This window comes from Streptomyces roseirectus, from assembly GCF_014489635.1.
Taxonomy (GTDB): Bacteria; Actinomycetota; Actinomycetes; order Streptomycetales; family Streptomycetaceae; genus Streptomyces; species Streptomyces roseirectus.
Genome location: NZ_CP060828.1, coordinates 1088669 through 1108354 on the forward strand (window position 1 = coordinate 1088669; position 19686 = coordinate 1108354).

Here is a 19686-nt window from a genome sequence, read left to right on the forward strand (position 1 = left end):
CACGAGACTCCGAACCGCCCTCGTCACCACCGCACTTGGAGCCGCCCTCATGGCAGGCGCACTCCCCGCGCAGGGCACCGAGCGGGCAACCGCCCCTCAGCGCCTGACCGTCGACCTCGCCGCCTCCGAAGGCCCGGTCCAACTCGGCGCGAACGGTGCCCTGTACGGGCTCAGCGACGACGGCGTGCCCAGCGACGCGGCCCTCGAACCCCTGAAGATCACCAGCATCTCGCAGAAGGCGGAAGGCGGCGCCCAGCACCCCAACGGCGACGCGCTCACCGTCTCCGACGCGTTCCTGCGCAACGGCGGCGGCGAGATCAACGTCATGATGCAGGACATCTACGCGAAGTGGCCGTACGAAGACCTCGGCATCGACGACTACCTGCCGAAGGTCGACAGGATCACGGCGCAGATCGCGGCCCATCCGAACAGCGAGCGGTTCGTCTACATCCCGTTCAACGAACCGGACTTCATCTGGTACAAGCTCAACGGGCCCCAGGCGGAGTACGAGGTCGAGCGCGACCGGTTCCTCCAGCACTGGAAGACGGTGTACCAGCGGATCCGCGCGATCGACCCGGACGCGGTGATCGGCGGGCCCAACGAGACCGGCTACTACCCGCGTTTCCTGCGGGACTTCCTCACCTTCGCCAAGCGGGAGAACGTCCTCCCGCAGATCATGACCTGGCACGAGCTGAACTCCGGCTCGCTGCGCGACTTCCAGGGCCACTACGACAACTACCGTGCTCTTGAGCGGGAGTTGGGCATCGGGCCACTGAAGATCAACATCGACGAGTACGCCAACCGGCGTGACCTGTCGGTGCCGGGCCAACTCGTGCAGTGGATCTCCATGTTCGAGCGCAACAAGGTGTACGCGAACATGGCGTACTGGGACGCGGCCGGCAACCTCAGCGGCCAGGTCGTCCGCTCCAACATCCCCAACGGCGGCTGGTGGCTCTTCCGTTGGTACGCGGGCCTGACCGGAGACACGGTCAAGGTGACCCCGCCGCAGGCCAACACCATCGACACCCTCCAGGGCCTCGCCTCCCTCGACCGCTCCCGCCGCCAGGCCCAGGTCCTGCTCGGCGGCTCCGAGGGCGACGCGGACGTCGTCGTGGCCGACGTGCCGCGTTCCGTGTTCGGCCGTACGGTCACCGCGACGGTCGCCGAGGCGGCCTGGTCGGGGTACGAGGGTCAGCACGCGGCGCCGCGGGTCCTCGCGCGGACGAAGGTGAAGGTCGCCGCCGACGGCACGGTCACCGTCCCGCTGCGGGGCCTGCACAGGATGTCGGCGTACCGGATCGTCCTCACCCCCGCCGGCACCGGCGTCCCGGCCACGCCGTCCGTGCCGTGGTCCGCGTCGTACGAGGCGGAGAGCGCGGCGATCACCGGCGGGACCGTCCACACGCACGGCACCGTCCAGAACGCCAACGGGTACGCGGCGTCCGGCACGAAGGACGTCGGCTCCCTCAACACCCCCGCCAGCAAGGTCGAGTTCACGGTCACGGTGCCCGAGGACGGCGCGTACGACCTGGCGGTCCTGTACGGCAACCAGTCCGGGCGTCCCGCCACCCAGAAGCTCTCGGTCGACGGCGCGGCCCCGGTGACGGTGACGTACCCGTCCACCGAGAACTGGACCTACCGCGCCAAGCAGGACGTCCGGCTGCGACTGACCGCCGGGACGCACGTGTTGACGCTCGCCAAGGGCGACGCCGAGGTCACGCTCGACCGGATCGACCTCACCCGGTACACGGGCGCGCCGTCCGCGTCGTACGAGGCGACGCTCGCGGACATCAGCGGGCGGCCGTCCTTCGACTACGCGTCGTCCGCCGGGACCGGCACGGGCGCGCTCGGGCTGCGGCGGGGCGACAAGGCGGTGTTCGACGTGTACGCGCCGCGCGACGGCTACTACTCGGTCGTCCCGCGTGCCTCCGCGCCGGTCCGGATCGCCCTGCACGGCACGGCGTCGGCCGCCCTGCCCGACCGTCCGCTGCGGCTCTACCTCGTCGCGGGCAACAACCGCGTCACGGTGACGTCCGGCCACGCGTCCCTGCGGTCCCTCGACGTGTCGGGCGAGGGTTCCAACGCGGGCGTCCTCACGTACGGGGCCGGTGACGCCGTCCTCACGGGCGGCGCCAAGGTGGTCACCTCGGCGCACGCGCCCGGCGGGGCGTATATCGGGAACCTCGGCAACAGCCCTGACTCCACAGCCGAGTTCAGGGTGGACGCGCCTCGCTCCGGGCGCTATCTGCTGGTCGTCACCTACGCGCACAACGACCGCCGCGACAACGGGCACGCCTACAACACCGACATCATGTCCCGCACGGCGGACATCACGGTCGACGGCGCCGCCCCACGGAAGGTCACCTTCAAGAACACCTGGAGCACGGACGACTACTGGACCGTCGGCGTCCCCGTCGACCTGAGGAAGGGCACCAACACCGTGACCCTCGGCAACCCGACCGCCTGGGCACCAGACGTCGCCCGGATCGACCTGGGCAGGATCGTCGCCCAGAACTGACCCCCGCAGGACGCTCATGGCGGGCGAGCCGTCCCACCCGCCCGCCATGAGCACGACCCCCGAAGAGCCGGACGAGACACCCGGCACCGCCGCCCCGGACGCGGCAGGCGCTGCGCGCGGGCACGGACACCTCGGTGCGGCGGTGACCCACGCCGGCCGACCTGCCGGGGGGCACCGGCTCCGGGCCGCCGCACCACGCGGCTGGGCATCGCCCCACGACGCACGACAGACCGCGCCCCCGTCGACGCCGCCGAGCCGCCCCCGGCGCCACGCCCTCAAGGTCCCCGCCCCCGGCGCCCCGGTCCCGGCCACCCCGCCCACCGGCGTGCCCGCGCCCCCGCCCCGCGTTGGTAGCGTCGCCCTGCACCGCGTCCGCCGGCGTGGTGGGCCACTCGTACGAGAGAGAGCAGATGTCCTCCCCCACGATCCGCAGGGCCGTGATCCCCGCTGCCGGGCTCGGTTCGCGTCTGTTGCCCCTGACCAAGGCGATCCCGAAGGAGATGCTGCCGGTCGGCGACAAGCCGGTCGTCGAGCACACGGTGCGTGAGCTGGTGGACTCCGGCATCACGGACATCACGATCGTCGTGTCCGGCGGGAAGTCCCTCATCCAGGACCACTTCCGGCCGAACCCGGCGCTGGTGGACCAGTTGCGGGCGGACGGCAAGACGGCGTACGCGGACGCGGTGGAGGAGGTCGCGGAGCTGGCCAGGAGGGGTCACATCACCTATCTGGACCAGCGGGGCCCGTACGGCAACGGCACCCCGGTGCTGAACGCCGCGCGTTCCTTCAACGACGAGCCGGTGCTCGTGCTGTGGCCGGACGACGTGTTCGTGGCGGAGGTCCCGCGCGCCCAGCAGTTGATCCGGGCGTACGAGCAGACCGGCTGCCCGGTGCTGGCGCTGCTCCCGATGGACCCGAAGGACTCCCAGCGCTACGGCGTCCCGATCGTCAAGGAAGACCTCGGCGACGGCCAGCTCCGCATCACCGGCCTCGTGGAGAAGCCGAAGCCCGCCGACGCCCCGTCGTCGTACGCGGCGATCGGCGGCTACGTCATCACCCCGGGGATCGTCGACGAGTTGCGGGAGCAGACCCGCCGCTGGCACGAACACCGCACGGGCGAGATCTACTTGACGGACGCGATCAACGCGTACGCCGCGACCCGCGCGGTGTACGGGCAGGTGATCCAGGGCGAGTGGTACGACACCGGCAACCCGGCGGACTACCTGGTCGCCCAGATGGCTCACGCGCTCGCGCACCCGGAGTACGGTCCGGTCCTGCGCGACCTGGTCCGCAACCTCGACCCCGCCTCTCAGGAGACGGCCGAATAGCCTTTACGGCTCGGGGAGTTGGGCGGCCGTCAGCACCAGGTCCGCCCGCTCCCGCGTCCCCGCCACCAGCTCGGCGTTGCGCTGATCACTCCTCAACACCCAGGCGACGGCGGCCTCGTGGGACTTCCCGAACTCCTCGTGCCGTGCGACGAGCCGGCGCACCCGGTCCTCCTCGTCCGGCGCGCAGAACCACACCTCGTCCAGCTCACCACGGACCCGTACCCATGAACCGGTGTCCAGCAGAAGGTAGTTGCCCTCCGTGACGACCAACCGGGCGCCGGGCGGCACGGGAACAGCACCGGCGATCGGCTGCTCCAGGACGCGTTCGAACCCCGGCGCGTACACCACCTCTCCCCGCTCGTCCCGCAGCCGCCGCAGCAGCGCCGCGTACCCGCCCGCGTCGAACGTCTCCGGCGCGCCCTTCCGGTCCCGCAGCCCGAGCCGGTCGAGTTCTGCGTCCGCGAGGTGGAACCCGTCCATCGGGACGTGCGCGGCGATGTCACCGAGGTCGCGCACCAGGCGCCGCGCGAGGGTCGTCTTGCCCGCGCCCGGACTCCCGGCGATGCCGAGGATCGCACGGTGTCCGGGGCGGGCGAGGGCGGCGGCCCTGCGCAGGAGATCGTCGTAGGTCATACGACCAGTGTCACGGGAGCCGCCCCGCTTGTGATCAGTAACGCGAACCGATCAGCTCCGGCAGCGGGTTGACGAGTCCGTCCGCCGACTGCCGCTGCGTGCCGGGTCCGGTGGGCCAGACGGCCGGGCAGTGCGTCCCGGGGCGCGGGGTCTTGAGGGTCAGCAGGTAGGTGTCGATGGCCTGGCGGGCGCAGGGGCTGAGCCAGTAGTCGCCGTGCCCGACTCCGTCGTACGTGAGGAGCACGGCCTCGCGCCCGATCTGCTGGGCCGCGTTCGCGCCCCAGGCGTGCGGTGTGGCGGGGTCGTAGCGGCTGTTGGTGAGCAGGATCGGCGGGGTGCCGTCGACCTTGAGCGGGCGCGGCGGGTTGGTGACCTTCGCGGGCCAGTTCTGGCAGCCGGTCATCACCGTCCAGGCGAGCGGGTTGGAGCGGGTGACGGGGGCGACGCGTGCGAGGTCCCGTTCCTGCGCGGTGAGCGCGGCGTAGGAGGGGAGGCGGAAGTCGTAGTCCTGGCACATGACCGCTGAGATCGGGTACGGCGTCGGCTCCCCGAAGCGGCTCAGGCGCCGGGCGTCGTCGGCGCTCGGGTCGTCGATGTCGCTGAGGAGGTCGGCGAGGTCGTACCAGGAGGCGGGGTCGTAGAGGAACCCGAAGATCGCCAACTGGACGTCTCGGGGCTTGAGTTGGATGCCGCCCGGCAGTTCCAGCTCACCGGCCTCGGCGCGCCGGTACAGCGAGTCGAACAAGGCGCGGGCGTCACGGCCGTGCAGGGCGCAGCCGGGCGTGCGCGCGCACCAGTCGGCGAACTGGCCGTAGGACTCCTCCAGCGCGACGGCCTCGGTCCGCTGGAACCCCGCGCGGCCGAGGCTGTGGTCCATGTTGGAGTCGAGCGCGAGGGCGCGGACCCGGCCGGGGTAACGGGCGCCGTACTGCTGGCCGATGGCCGTGCCGTAGGAGACGCCGTAGTAGCTGATCTTCGCCACGCCGAGGGCCGCGCGGATGGCGTCCATGTCCTGGACGACGTTGCTGGTGGCCATGTGGCCGAAGAGGGGGCCGGTGCGGGCGTGGCAGTTCTTGCCGAGGGCGCCGGTGACGGCGCGCAGGGCGGCGAAGTCCCGTGCGCTTTGCGGGTACAGGAGCGGGTCCTGCTTGGCGATGAGGTCCCAGTCGCAGGTCACGGGGTGGCTGCGGCCGACGCCGCGCGGGTCGAAGCCGACGATGTCGAAGCGGGCGAGGAGCGCGGGCGAGAACGTGGAGCGGGCGCCGAAGACGAAGTCGACGCCGGAGCCGCCGGGTCCGCCGGGGTTGACGAGGAGGGGGCCGATCCTGCGGGCCGGGTCGGTGGCCTTGTGCCGGTTGAGGGCGATGGGGATGGTGGGGCCCTTGGGTTTCTTCCAGTCGACCGGCACCTTGAGGGTCGCGCACTCGAACCCTTTGGTGCCGTCGGGGGCCTTGCACGCCTTCCAGGTTATTCGCTGCTGCGCGGCGGCCGGCTGGGGTGCGGCGGCGGCCGGGGTGCCGGTCGTCAACCCGCCGAGGAGTGCGGTGCCGAGGGCGCCAACTGCCAGCGCGCGTAAGGTTCTTGTCCGTCCGCTGTGTGGTCGCTGTGTCGTCATGACGATCATGTCAGCACACGGGCGGCACACAACGGGGCGTTTTTGACAAGGGAGTTCCGGAAAACTTCGCGAAGTGACCGATTGCTCACCCAAACCTCACGTGACTGGTGTCACAAGCGAGACGCGCCCGTTCCGTTGGGAGCGGGTTTAGCCTGAGGCCGACGACGCCGAGGAGGGGTGCCATGGCAGACCGTCGCAGCCGGATCACTCCCCTGCGCGCGTCCCAGGTCTACGAAGCCGTCCTCGGCCTGCTGCGCGAGGTCGGGTACGACGCGCTGACCATGGAGGCGGTGGCCGCCCGCAGCCGCGCCGGGAAGGCGACCCTGTACCGGCAGTGGGGCGGCAAGCCCCAGCTGGTCATCGCCGCCCTGCGCCACCGGCGTCCGCTGCGCACCGAGGCCATCGACACCGGCACGCTCCGCGGCGACCTGCACGCGCTCGTCGAGCAGGCCGGCGAGGACAAGCTCGTCCACGACGCCCGGCTGCACCTCGGGGTGGGCGGCGCGATCCTCGACAACACCGAACTGCGCCGTTCCCTGCGGGAGTCGGTCCTCGAACCGGTCCTCGCCGACATGGCCGCGATGCTCCGCCGGGCCGTGCGGCGCGGCGAGGTCCGCGCGGACTGCCCGGCGCTCGACCTCGTCCCGCGCACCCTGTGCAGCCTGATCATCGCGCGCCTCCTGCTGAGCGACGAGCCCATGGACGTCGCCGAGGCGCGCCGCCACCTCGACGGCCTGCTGCTCCCGGCGCTCGGCATCCACCCCCTCGCCTTAGCCGCCCCCTAGCCCCGCTCCCCCCTCCCCCACTCATCACCCCCACCGCTCCCGGCCCCCCACGCCCTCCCGCAGGACGGCCTCCCCACCCGTCCCCCGGGAGCCACCAGGAGATACGAACATGCACGTGCTTCTCGTCGAGGACGATCCGGAGATCGCCGGCCCCCTCGCCCGCGGACTGGCCCGCTACGGCCACGACGTGCGCTGGGTCGCCACCGGGCAGGAGGCGCTGGAGGCCGGGGGCGACCCGGAGATGGTCCTGCTCGACCTCGGCCTGCCCGACATGGACGGCCTCGACGTCTGCCGCCGCCTGCGCGACCGCAGCGAGGTCTCCCTGATCATGATCAGCGCGCGCGGCACGGAGACGGACAAGGTCGTCGGCCTCGAACTCGGGGCGGACGACTACGTCGTCAAGCCGTTCACGGTACGGGAGTTGATCGCCCGCATGCGCGCGGTGCAGCGGCGCAGGCTCGCCCCGCCGCCGGTGTACCCGGAGCCCGCCGCGGTGCGTCCCGGCGTGGTCATCGGCCTCCCGCAGGCCGCGCGCTGCCGCGACCGTTACGGCCGGCTGTCCATCGACCGGCTCGCCCACCGCACCTATCTCGACGAGGCCGAGATCCCGCTCAGCCCCAAGGAGTTCGCGCTCCTCGTCTACCTCGCCGACCGTCTGGACACGCTGGTGACCCGCGAGGACATCATGGCGTCGGTCTGGGACAGCAACTGGTTCGGCCCGACGAAGACGCTGGACACCCACGTGTACGGCCTGCGCCACAAACTCGGGGACGCGGTGTGCATCGAGGCGGTACGGGGCGTCGGTTTCCGCCTGGCGGTGAAATCCGAGAGCCCCGTACGACAACCGGCGTCATGAACGGCTATACGGTGTAAAACGGCTCCGGTGCCCGCGCGGCGAGAAAGGCCGTGTGCCGCCGCAACCGGAAACCGAGGGATTCGTAGAGCCGGATCGCGTTCGCATTGGCCGCCCCGGTGTGCAGAAAGGGAATGTCCCCGCGCTCCCGGATTCCGTGGGCGACCGCGAGGATCAGCCGGGAGGCGAGTCCCTGTCCCCGGAATTCCGGATCCGTGCACACCGCGCTGATCTCCGTGTACCCCGGCGGGCGCAGCCGCTCCCCCGCCATCGCGACCAGCGCCCCCTCCCGCCGGATCCCGAGGTACGTCCCCATCTCTATGGTGCGCGGCAGGAACGGGCCTGGCCGGGTGCGTTCGACCAGGTCGAGCATGTCCGGGACGTCGGCGGCGCCGAGGACCACGGCCTCGCCGTCGGGCGCGGTCTCCAGCCCGTCGTCCACCAGTTGCACGCCCTCGATGTGGAAGGTGATGTCCCAGCCGTCCGGCACCTCGCCCGCGTATCCGGACAGCGGGACCCCCTGCCCGCTCCCGGCGAGCGCGGCGAGGTCGGCCCAGTCGTCGGGGCCGGGATCGTCGGGCAGGGCGAGCCAGGGAGAGACGTCGGCCTGATAGCGCAGGACTCTTCCTCGCCGCTCGGCGAAACGCGCGTGCGGTCCGGTCAGGGAATGCAGCGGCGGATTGTCCAGGACGTGGCTCATTCCTGTTCCCCGATCTCGATCACGACTTTCCCCCGGGCGTGCCCTTCCTCGACGGCCCGCAATGCCTTTCCGGCGTCTTCGAGGGAATAGCGGGCGGTGACGAACGGGTCCAGATCCCCCTGGACGACCAATTGCGCGACGGCCTCCAGCACGGCCGCGTTCCGCGCCCGCACGACCCGCGTCCCGCCGAGCGCGGCGACGGTCTCCTCGGCGGCCCCGGCGGTGATCAGCTTCCCGGGCCCGCTCACCAGCCCGGCCGCCCGCGTCAGGACGTCGCCGCCGACGAGGTCGTACACGGCGTCGACGGCCCCGGGTACCCGGTCCGCCCAGTCGTCGCCGGACGCCACGTGCACGGCCCCCAGCGACTCCAGGAACTCCCGCTTCGCCTCGCTCGCGACGCCGACGGCCTTCAGGCCCCACGCCCGCGCGATCTGGACGGCGGCCACGCCGACCCCGCCGCCCGCGCCGGTGACCAGCAGCGTCGCGCCCTCGGGCAGGGCGAGCTGGCGCAGGCCGTCGTAGGCGGTCGCGGCGGCGACGGGCAGGGTCGCGGCGTCGGCGAAGGACAGCGCCGCGGGCTTGTGCGCGGCGATCGTGACGGGCAGCAGCGTGTACTCGGCGTACCCGCCGGCGAGGGTCGACCCGAAGACCTCGTCGCCGACGGCGAACCCGCTCACGCCCTCGCCGACCGCGACGACCACCCCGGCCGCCTCGCTGCCGAGGACCGCCGGAAAGACGCGCTCGCCGGTGTCGCCGGGGCGCCGCAGGCCCTCGCGGAGTTTCCAGTCGACGGGGTTCACACCGGCCGCGCGGACGGCGATCAGCAGCTCGCCGGGGCCGGGGTCCGGGCGGTCGGTGTCGATGAGGGCCTGGGTCTCCGGGCCCCCGTGGCGGGTGAAGACGTATGCCTTGGACATGGCTGCCTCTCTGCCGGCTCACGTACGGTCGAGCGGTGCTCGTTTATGCCATCCATCACCAAGAGGCGCAGGTGGGGGCGTATTCCCGGGGCCAGGCAGTGTTCACACCGGCGCAATGATCGGCCCGCGCGCCGTCCACGTATCGTGGAGGGCGCACGAACGTTTCCCCCAGACAGGCACTCATGAACGTCACCCGAGGCTTCACCGGGCGCCCGCGCGTCCACCATCCGGGGCTGCCGCCCGGCCAGTACGACGCGGGCGACGACTGGCCCGTGCTGTCCGCCGAGGTCACCCCCGACCTCGCGCCCGCCGACTGGACGTTCCGCGTCGACGGCCTGGTCGCCGAACCGCGCACCTGGACGTGGGAGGACGCCCACGCGCTGCCCGGCTCCGAGTACCGGGGCGACATCCACTGCGTGACGAGCTGGTCCAAGTTCGGGGTGCGGTTCGGCGGGGTCCCGCTGGACGCGTTCCTGGCGGCCGTCCGCCCGGCGGCGACCGCCACGCACGCGGTCGCCTACTCGCACACCGGGTACACGACGAACCTGCCGCTCGCGGACCTGACCGGCGGCAAGGCGTGGATCGCGTTCTCGTACGAGGGACAGCCGCTGGCGCCGGAGCACGGCGGTCCGGCGCGGCTGCTGGTGCCGCACCTGTACTTCTGGAAGAGCGCGAAGTGGGTCGCGGGGCTGCGGCTCCTCGACCACGACGAGCCGGGGTTCTGGGAGCAGAACGGGTACCACGCGCGGGGCAACCCGTGGGAGGAGCAGAGGTATTCCGGTGACTGAGACGTTCGCTCCCGAGACCCGGTTCGCGGTGCCCGGCCGGATCGCCGTGTCCCAGCGCGCGGCGGCCGTCTGGCAGACGGCGACGCTGACCGAGATCCGCCGCGAGACCCCCTACGCGGCGACGTTCCGCTTCGCGGTGCCCGCCTGGACGGGCCACCTGCCCGGCCAGCACCTCATGCTCCGCCTGACCGCCGGCGACGGCTACACCGCGCAGCGCCACTACTCGCTGGCGTCGGCGCCCGACGCGTCCGGCCACATCGAGCTGACCCTCGACCACGTCGAGGACGGCGAGGTGTCCGGCTGGTTCCACACCGAGGCGCGCCCCGGCGACCGGGTCGAGGTGCGCGGCCCCCTCTCCGGCTTCTTCGCCTGGCCCGGCGACCGCCCGGCACTGCTGATCGGCGCGGGCTCCGGCGTCGTCCCCCTGATGTCGATGGTCCGCCACCACCGGGCGCACCGGCTCGACGTCCCGCTCAGGCTCCTGGTCTCCGCGCGCAGTCCCGAGACGCTGATCTACGCGCGGGAGTACGGGCCGGAGACGACGCCCGTGTTCACGCGGAGCGCCCCCGAGGGGGTGCCGGTGGGCCGGCTCGACGCGCGGCACCTGGCGCCGGTGTTCGCCGAGTCCGGTGACTGGGAGGCGTACGTGTGCGGGTCGAACGCGTTCGCCGAGCACGCGTCGCGGCTGCTGGTGGCGGCGGGGCAGCCGGTGGACCGGATCAGGATCGAGCGGTACGGCTGAGGTGAGGCGGGCGCCGGGATCCGCTCCGTGCCGCTCGGGCCGAACTGGACGCCGATTCGAGCCATACCGACCCTTTCGTGAGGAATGGTCCCCCGAACGGGGTACGACAAGGGTATGGGCGCTCGTACACGGACCCGGGTGCGCGGCTGGCGCTGGCGGCGCAACCCGCTGCGCCGTCCGTCGGACGTCGTCGAGAACTGGACGGCGCTGGCGCTGGCGGTGCTGCTGCTGGTGGCCGCGCCGCTCACGGGCGCGCTGGCGGGGGTGTGGGCGCAGCGCGAGGGGCGGGCCGTCGCCGAGCGGCTGCGCGCCGAGCGGCACCAGGTGCGCGCCGAGGTCGTCGGACGTGTCCCGGACACCCCGGCGGCGGCGAGCGGGCGCGAGCAGTCCTACCGGGTGGCCGTCCGCTGGAGCACGCCGGACGGGCAGTTCCGGACGACGACGGCGCCGGTCCCGGCGGGCACGCGCTCCGGCGACAGGGTCGACGTGTGGCTCGACGCGCGCGGGCGCGGGGTGCGTCCGCCGCCCAGCGGGGCCATGGTGTGGCAGCAGACCCTCTCGGTCGCCTTCTGCGCGGCAGGCGCCACGGCCGGGGTCGTGGTCGTCGGGTACGTCGTGTTCCGGCGCACGGCGCTCAGGCACCGGCTGGCGGAGTGGGAGCGGGACTGGGCGCGCACGGAGCCGCTGTGGACGCGGCGGCGGGCGTGAGGCGTCGAGTGGATCAGAGGACGGCTCGTGACCTGCGGGAACCGAAAACTTTCGGGCTCTGGTGACCCTCCCGCGCGCCACGTACCGTGAGGTCGTTCGTCCGGCCACTCACCCGAAGGCGGTCCTCGATGGCCCTGTTCGACCTGCCCCTCGAAGAACTCCGTGACTACCGCAGCGAGTCGGCGGAGCCGGAAGGCTTCGACGCGTTCTGGTCCAAGACCCTCCAGGAGGCCCGCGAGCACGACCTGAACGCCCGTTTCGAACCGGTCGACGCGGGACTCGCGACGGTCGACGTGTACGACGTGACGTTCGCGGGGTACGGCGGCCACCCGGTGAAGGCGTGGTTCTGCGTTCCGGCGGACGCCACCGAACCCCTGCCGCTGGTCGTGGAGTTCGTCGGCTACGGCGGCGGCCGGGGCCTGCCCCACGAACACCTGCTGTGGGCGTCGTCGGGCCGCGCCCACCTGGTCATGGACACCCGGGGCCAGGGCAGCGCCTGGGGCGGCGGCGGTGGCACGCCGGACCCGGTGGGCAGCGCCCCGGCGTTCCCCGGTTTCATGACGCGCGGCATCGAGGCGCCCGAGTCCTACTACTACCGCCGGGTGTTCACGGACGGCGTGCGCGCGGTGGAGGCGGCCCGCTCCCACCCCCTCGCCGACGCGTCCCGCACGGTCGTCCTCGGCGGCAGCCAGGGCGGCGGCATCAGCATCGCCGTCGCGGGCCTCGTCCCGGACCTCGCGGGTGCCGCCCCGGACGTCCCGTTCCTGTGCGACTTCCCGCGCGCCACGACGATGACGGACCGTCACCCGTACCGTGAGATCGGCCTGTTCCTCAAGACGCACCGGGGTCGCACGGCCGACGTCCTGCGCACCCTCTCCTACTTCGACGGCGTCCACTTCGCCGCCCGCGCCACCGCGCCCGCCCTGTTCTCGGCGGCCCTGGAGGACCAGGTCTGCCCGCCGTCGACGGTCTTCGCCGCGTTCAACGCGTGGACGCACGACGACAAGCAGATCGAGGTGTACGACTTCAACGACCATGAGGGCGGCGGCCCTTACCAGGAAGCGGCGAAGCTGGCCTGGCTGCGGGACCGCGCGTGACGCAGGCGCACGGCCACTGCGAGGAGCGGTTCGCCGGAGTGCGCGCGGCGTTCGAGGAGAACTTCCGGGAGCGGGGTGAACTCGGCGCCGCCGTCGCGGTGTTCGTGGACGGGCGGCCGGTGGCCGACCTGTGGGGCGGCTGGGCCGACGCGGCGCGCACGCGGGCCTGGGAGCGGGACACCGTCGTCAACGTCTGGTCCACGACCAAGGGTGTCACCGCCCTGTGCGCCCATCTCCTCGCCGATCGCGGGCTGCTCGACCTCGACACCGAAGTCGCCCGCTACTGGCCGGAGTTCGCCGCGAACGGCAAGGGCGGGATCCTCGTCCGCCATCTGCTGTCCCACCGCTCCGGGCTCGCCGGGCTGCGCGAACCGCTGTCCACCGGGGAGCTGTACGACTGGGAGGTGACCGTCTCGCGGCTCGCGGCGGCCGGGCCGCTGTGGGAGCCGGGCAGCGCGTCCGGGTATCACGCGCTGCTCTTCGGGCACCTGGTCGGCGAGGTGGTCCGGCGGGTCACCGGGCTGCTGCCGAGCGCCTTCCTGGAGCAGGAGGTCACCGGGCCGCTGGGCATCGACTTCACGATCGGGCTGCCCGAGAAGGACGCCGGGCGCGCCGCCGAAATGGTGTCGCCGCCCGCGCTGACGAGCACCCAACAGGCCGCGCTGCTGGCCTCGTTGACGCCGGTCGCCCTCGCCGCGCTCGCCAATCCGCCGGTCGGCGCGCCCGCCGCGAACTCGGCCGCCTGGCGGGCCGCCGAGATCCCCGGGGCCGGCGGGCACGGTACGGCGCGGGCCGTCGCCGAGCTGTACGGGCTGCTCGCCGGCCGGGGCGGGCTGCTGTCCGCCGGTGCCGTCGAGCGGGTCCGTGCGGGGCAGGGTGCCTCCCGTGACCTGGTCCTCGGGGCGCAGCTCGGGCGGGACACGGAGATGGGGCTCGGGGTGCTGCTGAGCGGGGCGCACGGCTCGTACGGGCCGAATCCGCGCGCGTTCGGGCACGACGGGTTCGGCGGGTCCTGCGGGCTCGCGGACCCGGAGGCAGGGGTGTCCCTGGGGTACGTCATGAACCGCATGGGCCCGCACATCGTCGACGACCCGCGCAAGCTGGCGCTCGTGGAGGCCGTCTACGCCGCCTTGTGAGCCACGACCAGCCGTGCCCTCGGGCTGCCGTCGTCCCGGGTTCCGAACTCCGGCAGCGCCCGCAGCCCGACCCGGAACCCGGCGCCGGTCAACTCCCGTCGTACGTCGCCGAGTCGGAAGGTGCGGTAGTACATCACGAACGGCGGCCGCCACACCGCGTTGCGCACCCGCATGACCCCGTCGAAGCCGAGCAGCGCCCAGTAGGCGGGCGTCGACGCCTTCGGCGGGGCGCCGACGGGGAACGCGAACGTCCCTCCGGGGCGCAGCGCGGTGTGCACCTGCCGGAACAACCCGGGCAGCTCACGCGGCAGAAAATGCCCGAACGCCCCGAAACTCACGACCAGATCGAACTCCCCGACGAACGGCAACGCCCGCGCGTCCGCCCTCACCAACCGCGCCCCCTGCCCCGCCGCCCTCTCCAGCATCCCCGCACTGAAGTCCACCCCGGTCACCCTCTCGCACACCCCGCCGAGCACCCCCAGCCCGGCCCCCGTCCCACAACACAGATCAAGCCCGTCCCCGAACGGGCCCAGCCCCTTTAGTACTTCGGCGGTGGCGTCCAGCACAGCGTCCGGCGTCCTGAACGGCGTGTGGTCGAACTTCGGCGCGAGCAGGTCGTATCCCCGCTCGACGGACGACAGCGCCTGCACGGCGAGCTCACGGAGACTGGGGCCTTCGGCGTTGAACACAGGCTCAGGGTAACCGGGTTGGGCGGGGGCGGACGCTGAGGCGGGTTCACGGAGGCGGGCGTGTTTGTGGCGATCCGCCGTGCGGAAGTCTCCGCCCGATGACCGCACGCACCGGCACTCCTGACACCCGCCTCGTGATCATCCGGGGCAACTCGGCCTCCGGCAAGTCCTCGGTCGCCGCCGGCGTGCGGGAGCGCTTCGGGCGGGGTGTCGCGCTCGTCGGCCAGGACAACCTGCGCCGGGTGGTCCTGCGCGAGCGCGACCGGCCGGGCGCGGCGAACGTCGGCCTCATCGACACCGTCGCCCGGTACGCCCTCGACTCCGGCTTCCACGTCGTCGTCGAGGGCATCCTGTACGCCGCGCACTACGGCGACATGCTCGCCCGGCTGATCGCGGATCACCGGGGGACGACGCGCTGCTACTACCTCGACGTGCCCTTCGAGGAGACGCTCGCGCGGCACGCGACCAAGCCCGAGATGCCGGGCGTCGGCGAGGCCGAGCTGCGCGAGTGGTACCGGGCGCGGGATCTGCTCGCGGGTGGTGTCGAGTGCGTTGTGCCGGCGTCGAGCGGGCTCGGGGAGACGGTGCAGCGCGTCATGCGGGAGAGCGGGCTGGACGGGGTCGGGGAATATGAGGGGCCCGCTGGGGGTTGACAAGCTGCGGTATCCCCAGTGGTACATTGCGGGAAGCATCTGTGCACGCCCCGTCGTGGGCGCCGGTGCGGTTCCTGTTCCTTCTTCGCCCTGTGTTCCGGGGCTCTCTCCGCCGCCGGGAGTGCGTGTCGCCTCCTGGGATCTGTCGCGGCGTTCTTCTTTCCCTCGCATGTCACATGCCCGTCCGTCCGTGGAAGGACCGACCTATATGACCACCATTCTTGAACACCCCCCGATCCAGCAGGGGCCGCCGGCGCGGCTCGTGGCCGGCGTCCTTGATGTCGACGGTGGCGGGAAGGGGCACCTGCGTGGCCCCGGCCTGCTGCCGGAGGCGGACGACGCGCAGGTCCCGGCCGCGCTGATCCGCCGTCACGGCCTGCGCAGGGGCGACCTCGTGGAGGGCGTGCGCGACCGGCGCGCGCTCATCGAGGTCACCTCGGTGGAGGGCCGTCCGCCCGAGGAGGCGCGCGGCCGGCGTGCGTTCGCCGAGCTGACGCCGCTGCACCCCCGTGAGCGGCTGCGCCTGGAGCACCCGGCGGCGGGGCTCGCCGGCCGGGTCACCGACCTGTTCGCACCCGTCGGCAAGGGCCAGCGCGGCCTGCTCGTCGCACCGCCGAAGACCGGCAAGACGGTCCTGCTCCAGCAGCTCGCGGCGGCCGTCGCGGGCAACCACCCCGAGGCCCGCCTGATGGTCGTCCTGCTGGACGAGCGTCCGGAGGAGGTCACCGACATGCGCCGCTCGGTGCGCGGCGAGGTGTACGCGTCGACGTTCGACCGCGCGGCCCGGCAGCACACCGCGCTCGCCGAGCTGGTCGTCGAGCGTGCGAAGCGTCTCGTCGAGGCCGGTGAGGACGTCGTGATCCTCCTGGACTCGCTGACCCGGCTGTGCCGGGCGCACAACAACGCGGCCCCGGGCACCGGGCGCACGCTGAGCGGCGGCGTCGACGCGGCGGCCCTGCTGGGTCCGAAGCGTTTCTTCGGTGCCGCGCGGGCCGTCGAGGAGGGCGGTTCGCTGACGATCCTGGCGACGGCGCTGGTCGAGACGGGGTCGCGGGCCGACGACTACTTCTTCGAGGAGCTGAAGAGCACCGGCAACATGGAGCTGCGCCTCGACCGCGAGCCCGCCTCCCGGCGTCTGTTCCCCGCCGTCGACCTGTACGCGTCGGGCACCCGCCGCGAAGAGCTCCTCCTCACCCCGGCCGAGTTGACCGCCACCCGCGGCCTGCGCCGCGCCCTCGCCTCCCGCGACACCAGCACCGCCCTGGAGACACTGCTGGAGCGGATGCGCAGGACGCCGGACAACGCGGTGTTCCTGCGCCAGGTGCAGCCGACACTGCCGGGAGCCTGAGGGCGGCATCGGGCCCCGCTCATCACGCTGCGGTGATCAGCCCTGCCGGCCCAGCCACCTGAGAATGACCTGGTTCGTCTCTTCCGGCTTCTCCTGCTGGATCCAATGACCGCAATCCAGGCTGACCACTTCCACATTCGGTACGAATTCCGTCAGCCTTTCCGACCTCGCGATCACATCGCGGTCGCCGTAGATCATGAGGGTGGGCTGTCGGACGATCGGGTCCACGTCCGCCAGCAGGCGCCAGTTGCGGTCCAGGTTTCTGTACCAGTTCACACTGGCCGTGAACCCTGATGACTCGAAAGCGGAGACGAGGACAGCCAGTTCGCTGTCGCTCATCACGGGATCACCGAGTGGCGTTTCGGCTCCGGCGAGATCGATCAGCGCCATACCCGGCCGAGGTTCCCCGGGGGGCTCGTTCTTCCGGTACAGGTTGCGAAGGAACTGGGAGGTGTTGTCCTCGAACACGGCGTCCGCGACACCTGGCCGCCGATTGAAGTGGACGAAATAGAAGTCGCCACCGAGCGTGTCTTCCATGAACTCGATCCAGGGCTTCTCTCCGCGCTCCTGGTAAGGCAGGCTCAGATTGATCACCTTGTTCACACGGTTCGGATGCAGCAGGGCCAGTCCCCAGACGACGAACGCGCCCCAGTCATGGCCGACGAAGGTGGCGTCTTCGTATCCGTAGTGGTCGAGGAGCGCGACGAGGTCTCCCGACAGGTGCTCGATGTCGTAGTCCGTCACGTCGACCGGGCGGGACGAATTTCCGTAGCCTCGCTGGTTCGGTGCGATGGCGTGGTAGCCGGCCGCGGCGAGGGCGGGCAGCTGGTGGCGCCAGGAGAAGGCGTGTTCCGGCCAGCCGTGGCAGAGCACGACGGGACGTCCCGCGTTCTCTCTGCCCGCTTCGAAGACTTCGAGTTCCACACCGTTGACCGGAATGAGGGCGGGCTCGGGAAAATCGGCTGGATCGAACATCTGTGGTGAGGTCATGCCGTCATCCTGGCGCCCGAAACCGGTCACCCCATGACCGGTTTGTGTGAGAGTTTTGCCGACGTGCGAACCGACCGGCTGGTGGCCATCCTCCTCATGCTGCAACGGCGCGAGCGGGTGACAGCCGCAGAGGTCTCCCGGGAGCTGGAGGTCTCCGAGCGCACCGCCCGCCGCGACCTCGACGCCCTGGCCATGGCCGGGGTGCCCGTGTACTCCGTACAGGGCCGAGGCGGCGGCTGGCGCCTCGTGGGCGGCGCCCGTACCGACCTGTCCGGGCTGACCGCCGGTGAGGCCCGCGCCCTGTTCCTGGCCGTCGGCCCGGCCTCGGCCGCGACACCGGCCGTGAAGGCGGCGCTGCGCAAACTCGTCCACGCTCTGCCGGAGCCTTTCCGGGTGCAGGCCGAGGCGGCGGCGTCGTCACTGGTCGTGGACCCGCACGGATGGGGGTCGAGCCGGGTCGAGCAGCGCCCGCCCCGCTTCCTCGACGAACTCCAGGACGCGGTGATCCGCGGCGTCCAGGTGCGGCTCGGCTACGTCGACGGCAAAGGCGTCGGCACCCGCAGGACCGTCCACCCGCTGGGCATCGTCGCCAAGGGTCCGGCGTGGTACCTGGTCTCCCACACCGAGTCCGGGCGGCGGACCTTCCGGATCGACCGTGTGTCGTCCGCCGACCCGACCGACGATCCCGTGCACCGGCCCGAGGACTTCGACCTCGCCGAGAGCTGGCGCGAGATCGCCGACGAGGTCGACCGCCGGCGGACGCCGCTGGAGATCCAGGCGGTATGCGCGCCCCACGGGATAGACGTACTCCGGAGGGCGCTCGGTGGCCGGCTCGACGTGGGAGGTTCCACGGCCGACGGCCGCGTCGAGGTCGTGATCCGCGGCCACAGCGAGTCCATGCTCGCCGGCGAGCTCTCCGGACTGGTCGAGTGGGTCGAGGTGACCGGCCCTCCGGGTGTCCGGGACCACTTGGCCGCGATCGGCGGCGCGCTCGTCGAGCGGTACGGCTGACGCCCGGTCACGGCGTCGGCGACGTCGCACCGGGGTCGGACGCCGCAGGGTGAGCCGTCTCCGGGAACCACCCTCGTCGCGCTTGCGGGCCTGCCTGCCGGTCCCTTCGAGATCATCCCGTCGCCTCTTCGGCGCGTATCCCGGTCGCGCCCCGGGAGCGCGTACGGCATCCGGGTGCTCGCGCCCCCGCGACCGGCACGGGCAGCACGCCGATGCACATGATCGTTTCTACGTTGGCAGTATGACGATCGGATTCTCCTCCCGGGCCGCCGCCGCGGCCTGCGCGTTGTGTGCCGCGCTCTCGCTGACGTCGGTCCCGGCGGCGGTCGCGACGTCCGGCACCGCCCCGGGCGTCCGGGGCACCCCGGCGCCGTCGCACACCGTCGCCGCCCCCGGTCGTCAGCAGGCGTACGACGCCCCCTCCCCCGGCCTCCTGCGCGGTCCCGGCGTCCATGTCCGTCCGCATCCGGGCGCTCCCGCGCCGCCCGGCGTCTCGGCGCTCTCGTGGGTCGTCGCGGACGCGGGCAGCGGGGCCGTCCTGGCCGCGTCCGGGGCCCACCGCAGGCTGCCCCCGGCGAGCACCCTGAAGACGCTGTTCGCGCTGACCGTCCTGCCGGTGCTGCCCGGTGGGATCCGGCACCGGGTGGGCCCCGGGGAGCTGGCGGGCATCGGGCCCGGCAGCAGCCTGGTCGGCGTCGCGGAGGGGCGGACGTACACGGTCGCCGACCTGTGGCGCGGGGTGTTCCTGAACTCGGGCAACGACGCCGTGCACGTGCTGGCCGAGCTGAACGGCGGCTGGGCGACGACGGCCTCGCTGATGCAGGCCAAGGCGCGTGCGCTGGGCGCCCTGGACACGCAGGTGCGCTCGCCCGACGGGTACGACGCGCCGGGTCAGGTGTCGTCGGCGTACGACCTGGCGGTGTTCGGGCGGGCGGGGCTGCGCAACGCGGACTTCGCGCGGTACTGCGGGCTCACGCGGGCCCGGTTCCCCGGGGGCGGGGGCTGGTCGTACGAGATCGAGAACACGAACCGGCTGCTCACCGGGGAGGACGGGGTCGCGGCCTACCCGGGGCTCGTCGGGGTGAAGAACGGTTACACCTCCCATGCCGGGAACACCCTGGTCGCGGCGGCCCGCAGGGGCGGGCGGACGCTGGTGGTGACGGTGATGAATCCGC

General features: G+C 72.4%; 18 protein-coding genes and 1 pseudogene. 13 read left to right on the plus strand and 6 right to left on the minus strand.

What is annotated here, in order from left to right; all coding sequences use genetic code 11:
- Nucleotides 1–49 precede the first annotated feature (49 nt).
- Nucleotides 50–2518 carry a CBM35 domain-containing protein gene (locus IAG44_RS04330; protein WP_187745801.1) on the plus strand — a complete coding sequence of 823 codons (2469 nt, stop codon included), beginning with the start codon at nucleotides 50–52 and terminating at the stop codon, nucleotides 2516–2518.
- A gap of 410 nt (nucleotides 2519–2928) precedes the next feature.
- Nucleotides 2929–3846, plus strand: coding sequence for a UTP--glucose-1-phosphate uridylyltransferase (locus IAG44_RS04335; protein WP_187745802.1), 918 nt, complete (start codon nucleotides 2929–2931; stop codon nucleotides 3844–3846).
- 3 nt (nucleotides 3847–3849) lie between these two features.
- Here the strand turns inward: IAG44_RS04335 and IAG44_RS04340 are convergent, their stop codons facing one another.
- Together IAG44_RS04340 and IAG44_RS04345 are read right to left on the minus strand one after the other, a co-directional pair.
- Entirely contained in the window at nucleotides 3850–4479 is a 630-nt protein-coding gene (locus IAG44_RS04340; RefSeq protein ID WP_187745803.1) for a nucleoside/nucleotide kinase family protein, read from the minus strand.
- A 34-nt stretch (nucleotides 4480–4513) separates the two neighbouring features.
- On the minus strand, nucleotides 4514–6094 hold the full coding sequence (locus IAG44_RS04345) for an alpha/beta hydrolase (RefSeq protein ID WP_187745804.1): 1581 nt from the start codon (nucleotides 6092–6094) through the stop codon (nucleotides 4514–4516).
- Nucleotides 6095–6276: 182 nt separating this feature from the next.
- Here IAG44_RS04345 and IAG44_RS04350 point away from each other — a divergent pair, with 182 nt between their 5' ends.
- Together IAG44_RS04350 and IAG44_RS04355 are read left to right on the plus strand one after the other, a co-directional pair.
- Nucleotides 6277–6879 (plus strand): TetR/AcrR family transcriptional regulator, encoded by a 603-nt coding sequence (locus tag IAG44_RS04350; protein WP_187745805.1) that lies wholly within the window; start codon nucleotides 6277–6279, stop codon nucleotides 6877–6879.
- A 109-nt stretch (nucleotides 6880–6988) separates the two neighbouring features.
- A complete protein-coding gene (locus IAG44_RS04355; protein ID WP_187745806.1) occupies nucleotides 6989–7735 on the plus strand; it encodes a response regulator transcription factor in 747 nt (248 codons plus the stop codon).
- Nucleotides 7736–7739: 4 nt separating this feature from the next.
- On the opposite strand, the gene IAG44_RS04360 is transcribed toward IAG44_RS04355, so the two are convergent.
- Nucleotides 7740–8432, minus strand: a complete 693-nt coding sequence (locus tag IAG44_RS04360; protein WP_187745807.1) for a GNAT family N-acetyltransferase — start codon at nucleotides 8430–8432, stop codon at nucleotides 7740–7742.
- A complete protein-coding gene (locus tag IAG44_RS04365) occupies nucleotides 8429–9349 on the minus strand; it encodes an NADP-dependent oxidoreductase (RefSeq protein ID WP_187745808.1) in 921 nt (306 codons plus the stop codon). The genes IAG44_RS04360 and IAG44_RS04365 overlap by 4 nt, the downstream gene beginning before the upstream one ends.
- A 182-nt stretch (nucleotides 9350–9531) precedes the next feature.
- Here IAG44_RS04365 and IAG44_RS04370 point away from each other — a divergent pair, with 182 nt between their 5' ends.
- The 5 genes from IAG44_RS04370 to IAG44_RS04390 all read left to right on the plus strand — a co-directional run bounded on the left by IAG44_RS04370 (nucleotide 9532) and on the right by IAG44_RS04390 (nucleotide 13820).
- Complete coding sequence (locus tag IAG44_RS04370; RefSeq protein WP_187745809.1) at nucleotides 9532–10137, plus strand: sulfite oxidase-like oxidoreductase; 606 nt, start codon at nucleotides 9532–9534, stop codon at nucleotides 10135–10137.
- Nucleotides 10130–10879 (plus strand): ferredoxin reductase, encoded by a 750-nt coding sequence (locus tag IAG44_RS04375; RefSeq protein WP_187745810.1) that lies wholly within the window; start codon nucleotides 10130–10132, stop codon nucleotides 10877–10879. The genes IAG44_RS04370 and IAG44_RS04375 overlap by 8 nt, the downstream gene beginning before the upstream one ends.
- A gap of 114 nt (nucleotides 10880–10993) precedes the next feature.
- Nucleotides 10994–11587 carry an Rv1733c family protein gene (locus IAG44_RS04380; protein WP_187745811.1) on the plus strand — a complete coding sequence of 198 codons (594 nt, stop codon included), beginning with the start codon at nucleotides 10994–10996 and terminating at the stop codon, nucleotides 11585–11587.
- 128 nt (nucleotides 11588–11715) lie between these two features.
- Complete coding sequence (locus tag IAG44_RS04385; protein WP_187745812.1) at nucleotides 11716–12684, plus strand: acetylxylan esterase; 969 nt, start codon at nucleotides 11716–11718, stop codon at nucleotides 12682–12684.
- Nucleotides 12681–13820, plus strand: coding sequence for a serine hydrolase domain-containing protein (locus IAG44_RS04390; RefSeq protein WP_187745813.1), 1140 nt, complete (start codon nucleotides 12681–12683; stop codon nucleotides 13818–13820). Before IAG44_RS04385 ends, IAG44_RS04390 begins: the two co-directional genes overlap by 4 nt.
- Here the strand turns inward: IAG44_RS04390 and IAG44_RS04395 are convergent.
- Nucleotides 13805–14509 (minus strand): class I SAM-dependent DNA methyltransferase, encoded by a 705-nt coding sequence (locus IAG44_RS04395; protein ID WP_187745814.1) that lies wholly within the window; start codon nucleotides 14507–14509, stop codon nucleotides 13805–13807. The genes IAG44_RS04390 and IAG44_RS04395 overlap by 16 nt on opposite strands.
- 98 nt (nucleotides 14510–14607) lie before the next feature.
- On the opposite strand from IAG44_RS04395, the gene IAG44_RS04400 reads away from it, so the two are divergent.
- Both IAG44_RS04400 and rho read left to right on the plus strand, forming a co-directional pair.
- Nucleotides 14608–15162 (plus strand): kinase, encoded by a 555-nt coding sequence (locus IAG44_RS04400; protein WP_187745815.1) that lies wholly within the window; start codon nucleotides 14608–14610, stop codon nucleotides 15160–15162.
- Between the two features lie 208 nt (nucleotides 15163–15370).
- A complete protein-coding gene (gene rho, locus IAG44_RS04405) occupies nucleotides 15371–16510 on the plus strand; it encodes a transcription termination factor Rho (protein ID WP_187745816.1) in 1140 nt (379 codons plus the stop codon).
- Between the two features lie 36 nt (nucleotides 16511–16546).
- On the opposite strand, the gene IAG44_RS04410 is transcribed toward rho, so the two are convergent.
- Nucleotides 16547–17485: an alpha/beta fold hydrolase gene (locus tag IAG44_RS04410; RefSeq protein WP_187752499.1), complete on the minus strand. Its 939-nt coding sequence runs from the start codon at nucleotides 17483–17485 to the stop codon at nucleotides 16547–16549.
- A gap of 78 nt (nucleotides 17486–17563) precedes the next feature.
- On the opposite strand from IAG44_RS04410, the gene IAG44_RS04415 reads away from it, so the two are divergent.
- On the plus strand, nucleotides 17564–18511 hold the full coding sequence (locus IAG44_RS04415; protein WP_223006775.1) for a helix-turn-helix transcriptional regulator: 948 nt from the start codon (nucleotides 17564–17566) through the stop codon (nucleotides 18509–18511).
- 241 nt (nucleotides 18512–18752) lie between these two features.
- A pseudogene (locus IAG44_RS43235) lies at nucleotides 18753–19673 on the plus strand (D-alanyl-D-alanine carboxypeptidase family protein); the annotation flags it as partial.
- Nucleotides 19674–19686 lie beyond the last annotated feature (13 nt).

Coding starts and splice junctions, on each gene's coding strand:
- IAG44_RS04330 (WP_187745801.1), top strand. CDS start 50: ATGGCAGGCGCACTCCCCGCGCAGGGCACCGAGCGGGCAACCGCCCCT.
- IAG44_RS04335 (WP_187745802.1), top strand. CDS start 2,929: ATGTCCTCCCCCACGATCCGCAGGGCCGTGATCCCCGCTGCCGGGCTC.
- IAG44_RS04340 (WP_187745803.1), bottom strand. CDS start 4,479: ATGACCTACGACGATCTCCTGCGCAGGGCCGCCGCCCTCGCCCGCCCC.
- IAG44_RS04345 (WP_187745804.1), bottom strand. CDS start 6,094: ATGACGACACAGCGACCACACAGCGGACGGACAAGAACCTTACGCGCG.
- IAG44_RS04350 (WP_187745805.1), top strand. CDS start 6,277: ATGGCAGACCGTCGCAGCCGGATCACTCCCCTGCGCGCGTCCCAGGTC.
- IAG44_RS04355 (WP_187745806.1), top strand. CDS start 6,989: ATGCACGTGCTTCTCGTCGAGGACGATCCGGAGATCGCCGGCCCCCTC.
- IAG44_RS04360 (WP_187745807.1), bottom strand. CDS start 8,432: ATGAGCCACGTCCTGGACAATCCGCCGCTGCATTCCCTGACCGGACCG.
- IAG44_RS04365 (WP_187745808.1), bottom strand. CDS start 9,349: ATGTCCAAGGCATACGTCTTCACCCGCCACGGGGGCCCGGAGACCCAG.
- IAG44_RS04370 (WP_187745809.1), top strand. CDS start 9,532: ATGAACGTCACCCGAGGCTTCACCGGGCGCCCGCGCGTCCACCATCCG.
- IAG44_RS04380 (WP_187745811.1), top strand. CDS start 10,994: ATGGGCGCTCGTACACGGACCCGGGTGCGCGGCTGGCGCTGGCGGCGC.
- IAG44_RS04385 (WP_187745812.1), top strand. CDS start 11,716: ATGGCCCTGTTCGACCTGCCCCTCGAAGAACTCCGTGACTACCGCAGC.
- IAG44_RS04400 (WP_187745815.1), top strand. CDS start 14,608: ATGACCGCACGCACCGGCACTCCTGACACCCGCCTCGTGATCATCCGG.
- rho (WP_187745816.1), top strand. CDS start 15,371: ATGACCACCATTCTTGAACACCCCCCGATCCAGCAGGGGCCGCCGGCG.
- IAG44_RS04410 (WP_187752499.1), bottom strand. CDS start 17,485: ATGTTCGATCCAGCCGATTTTCCCGAGCCCGCCCTCATTCCGGTCAAC.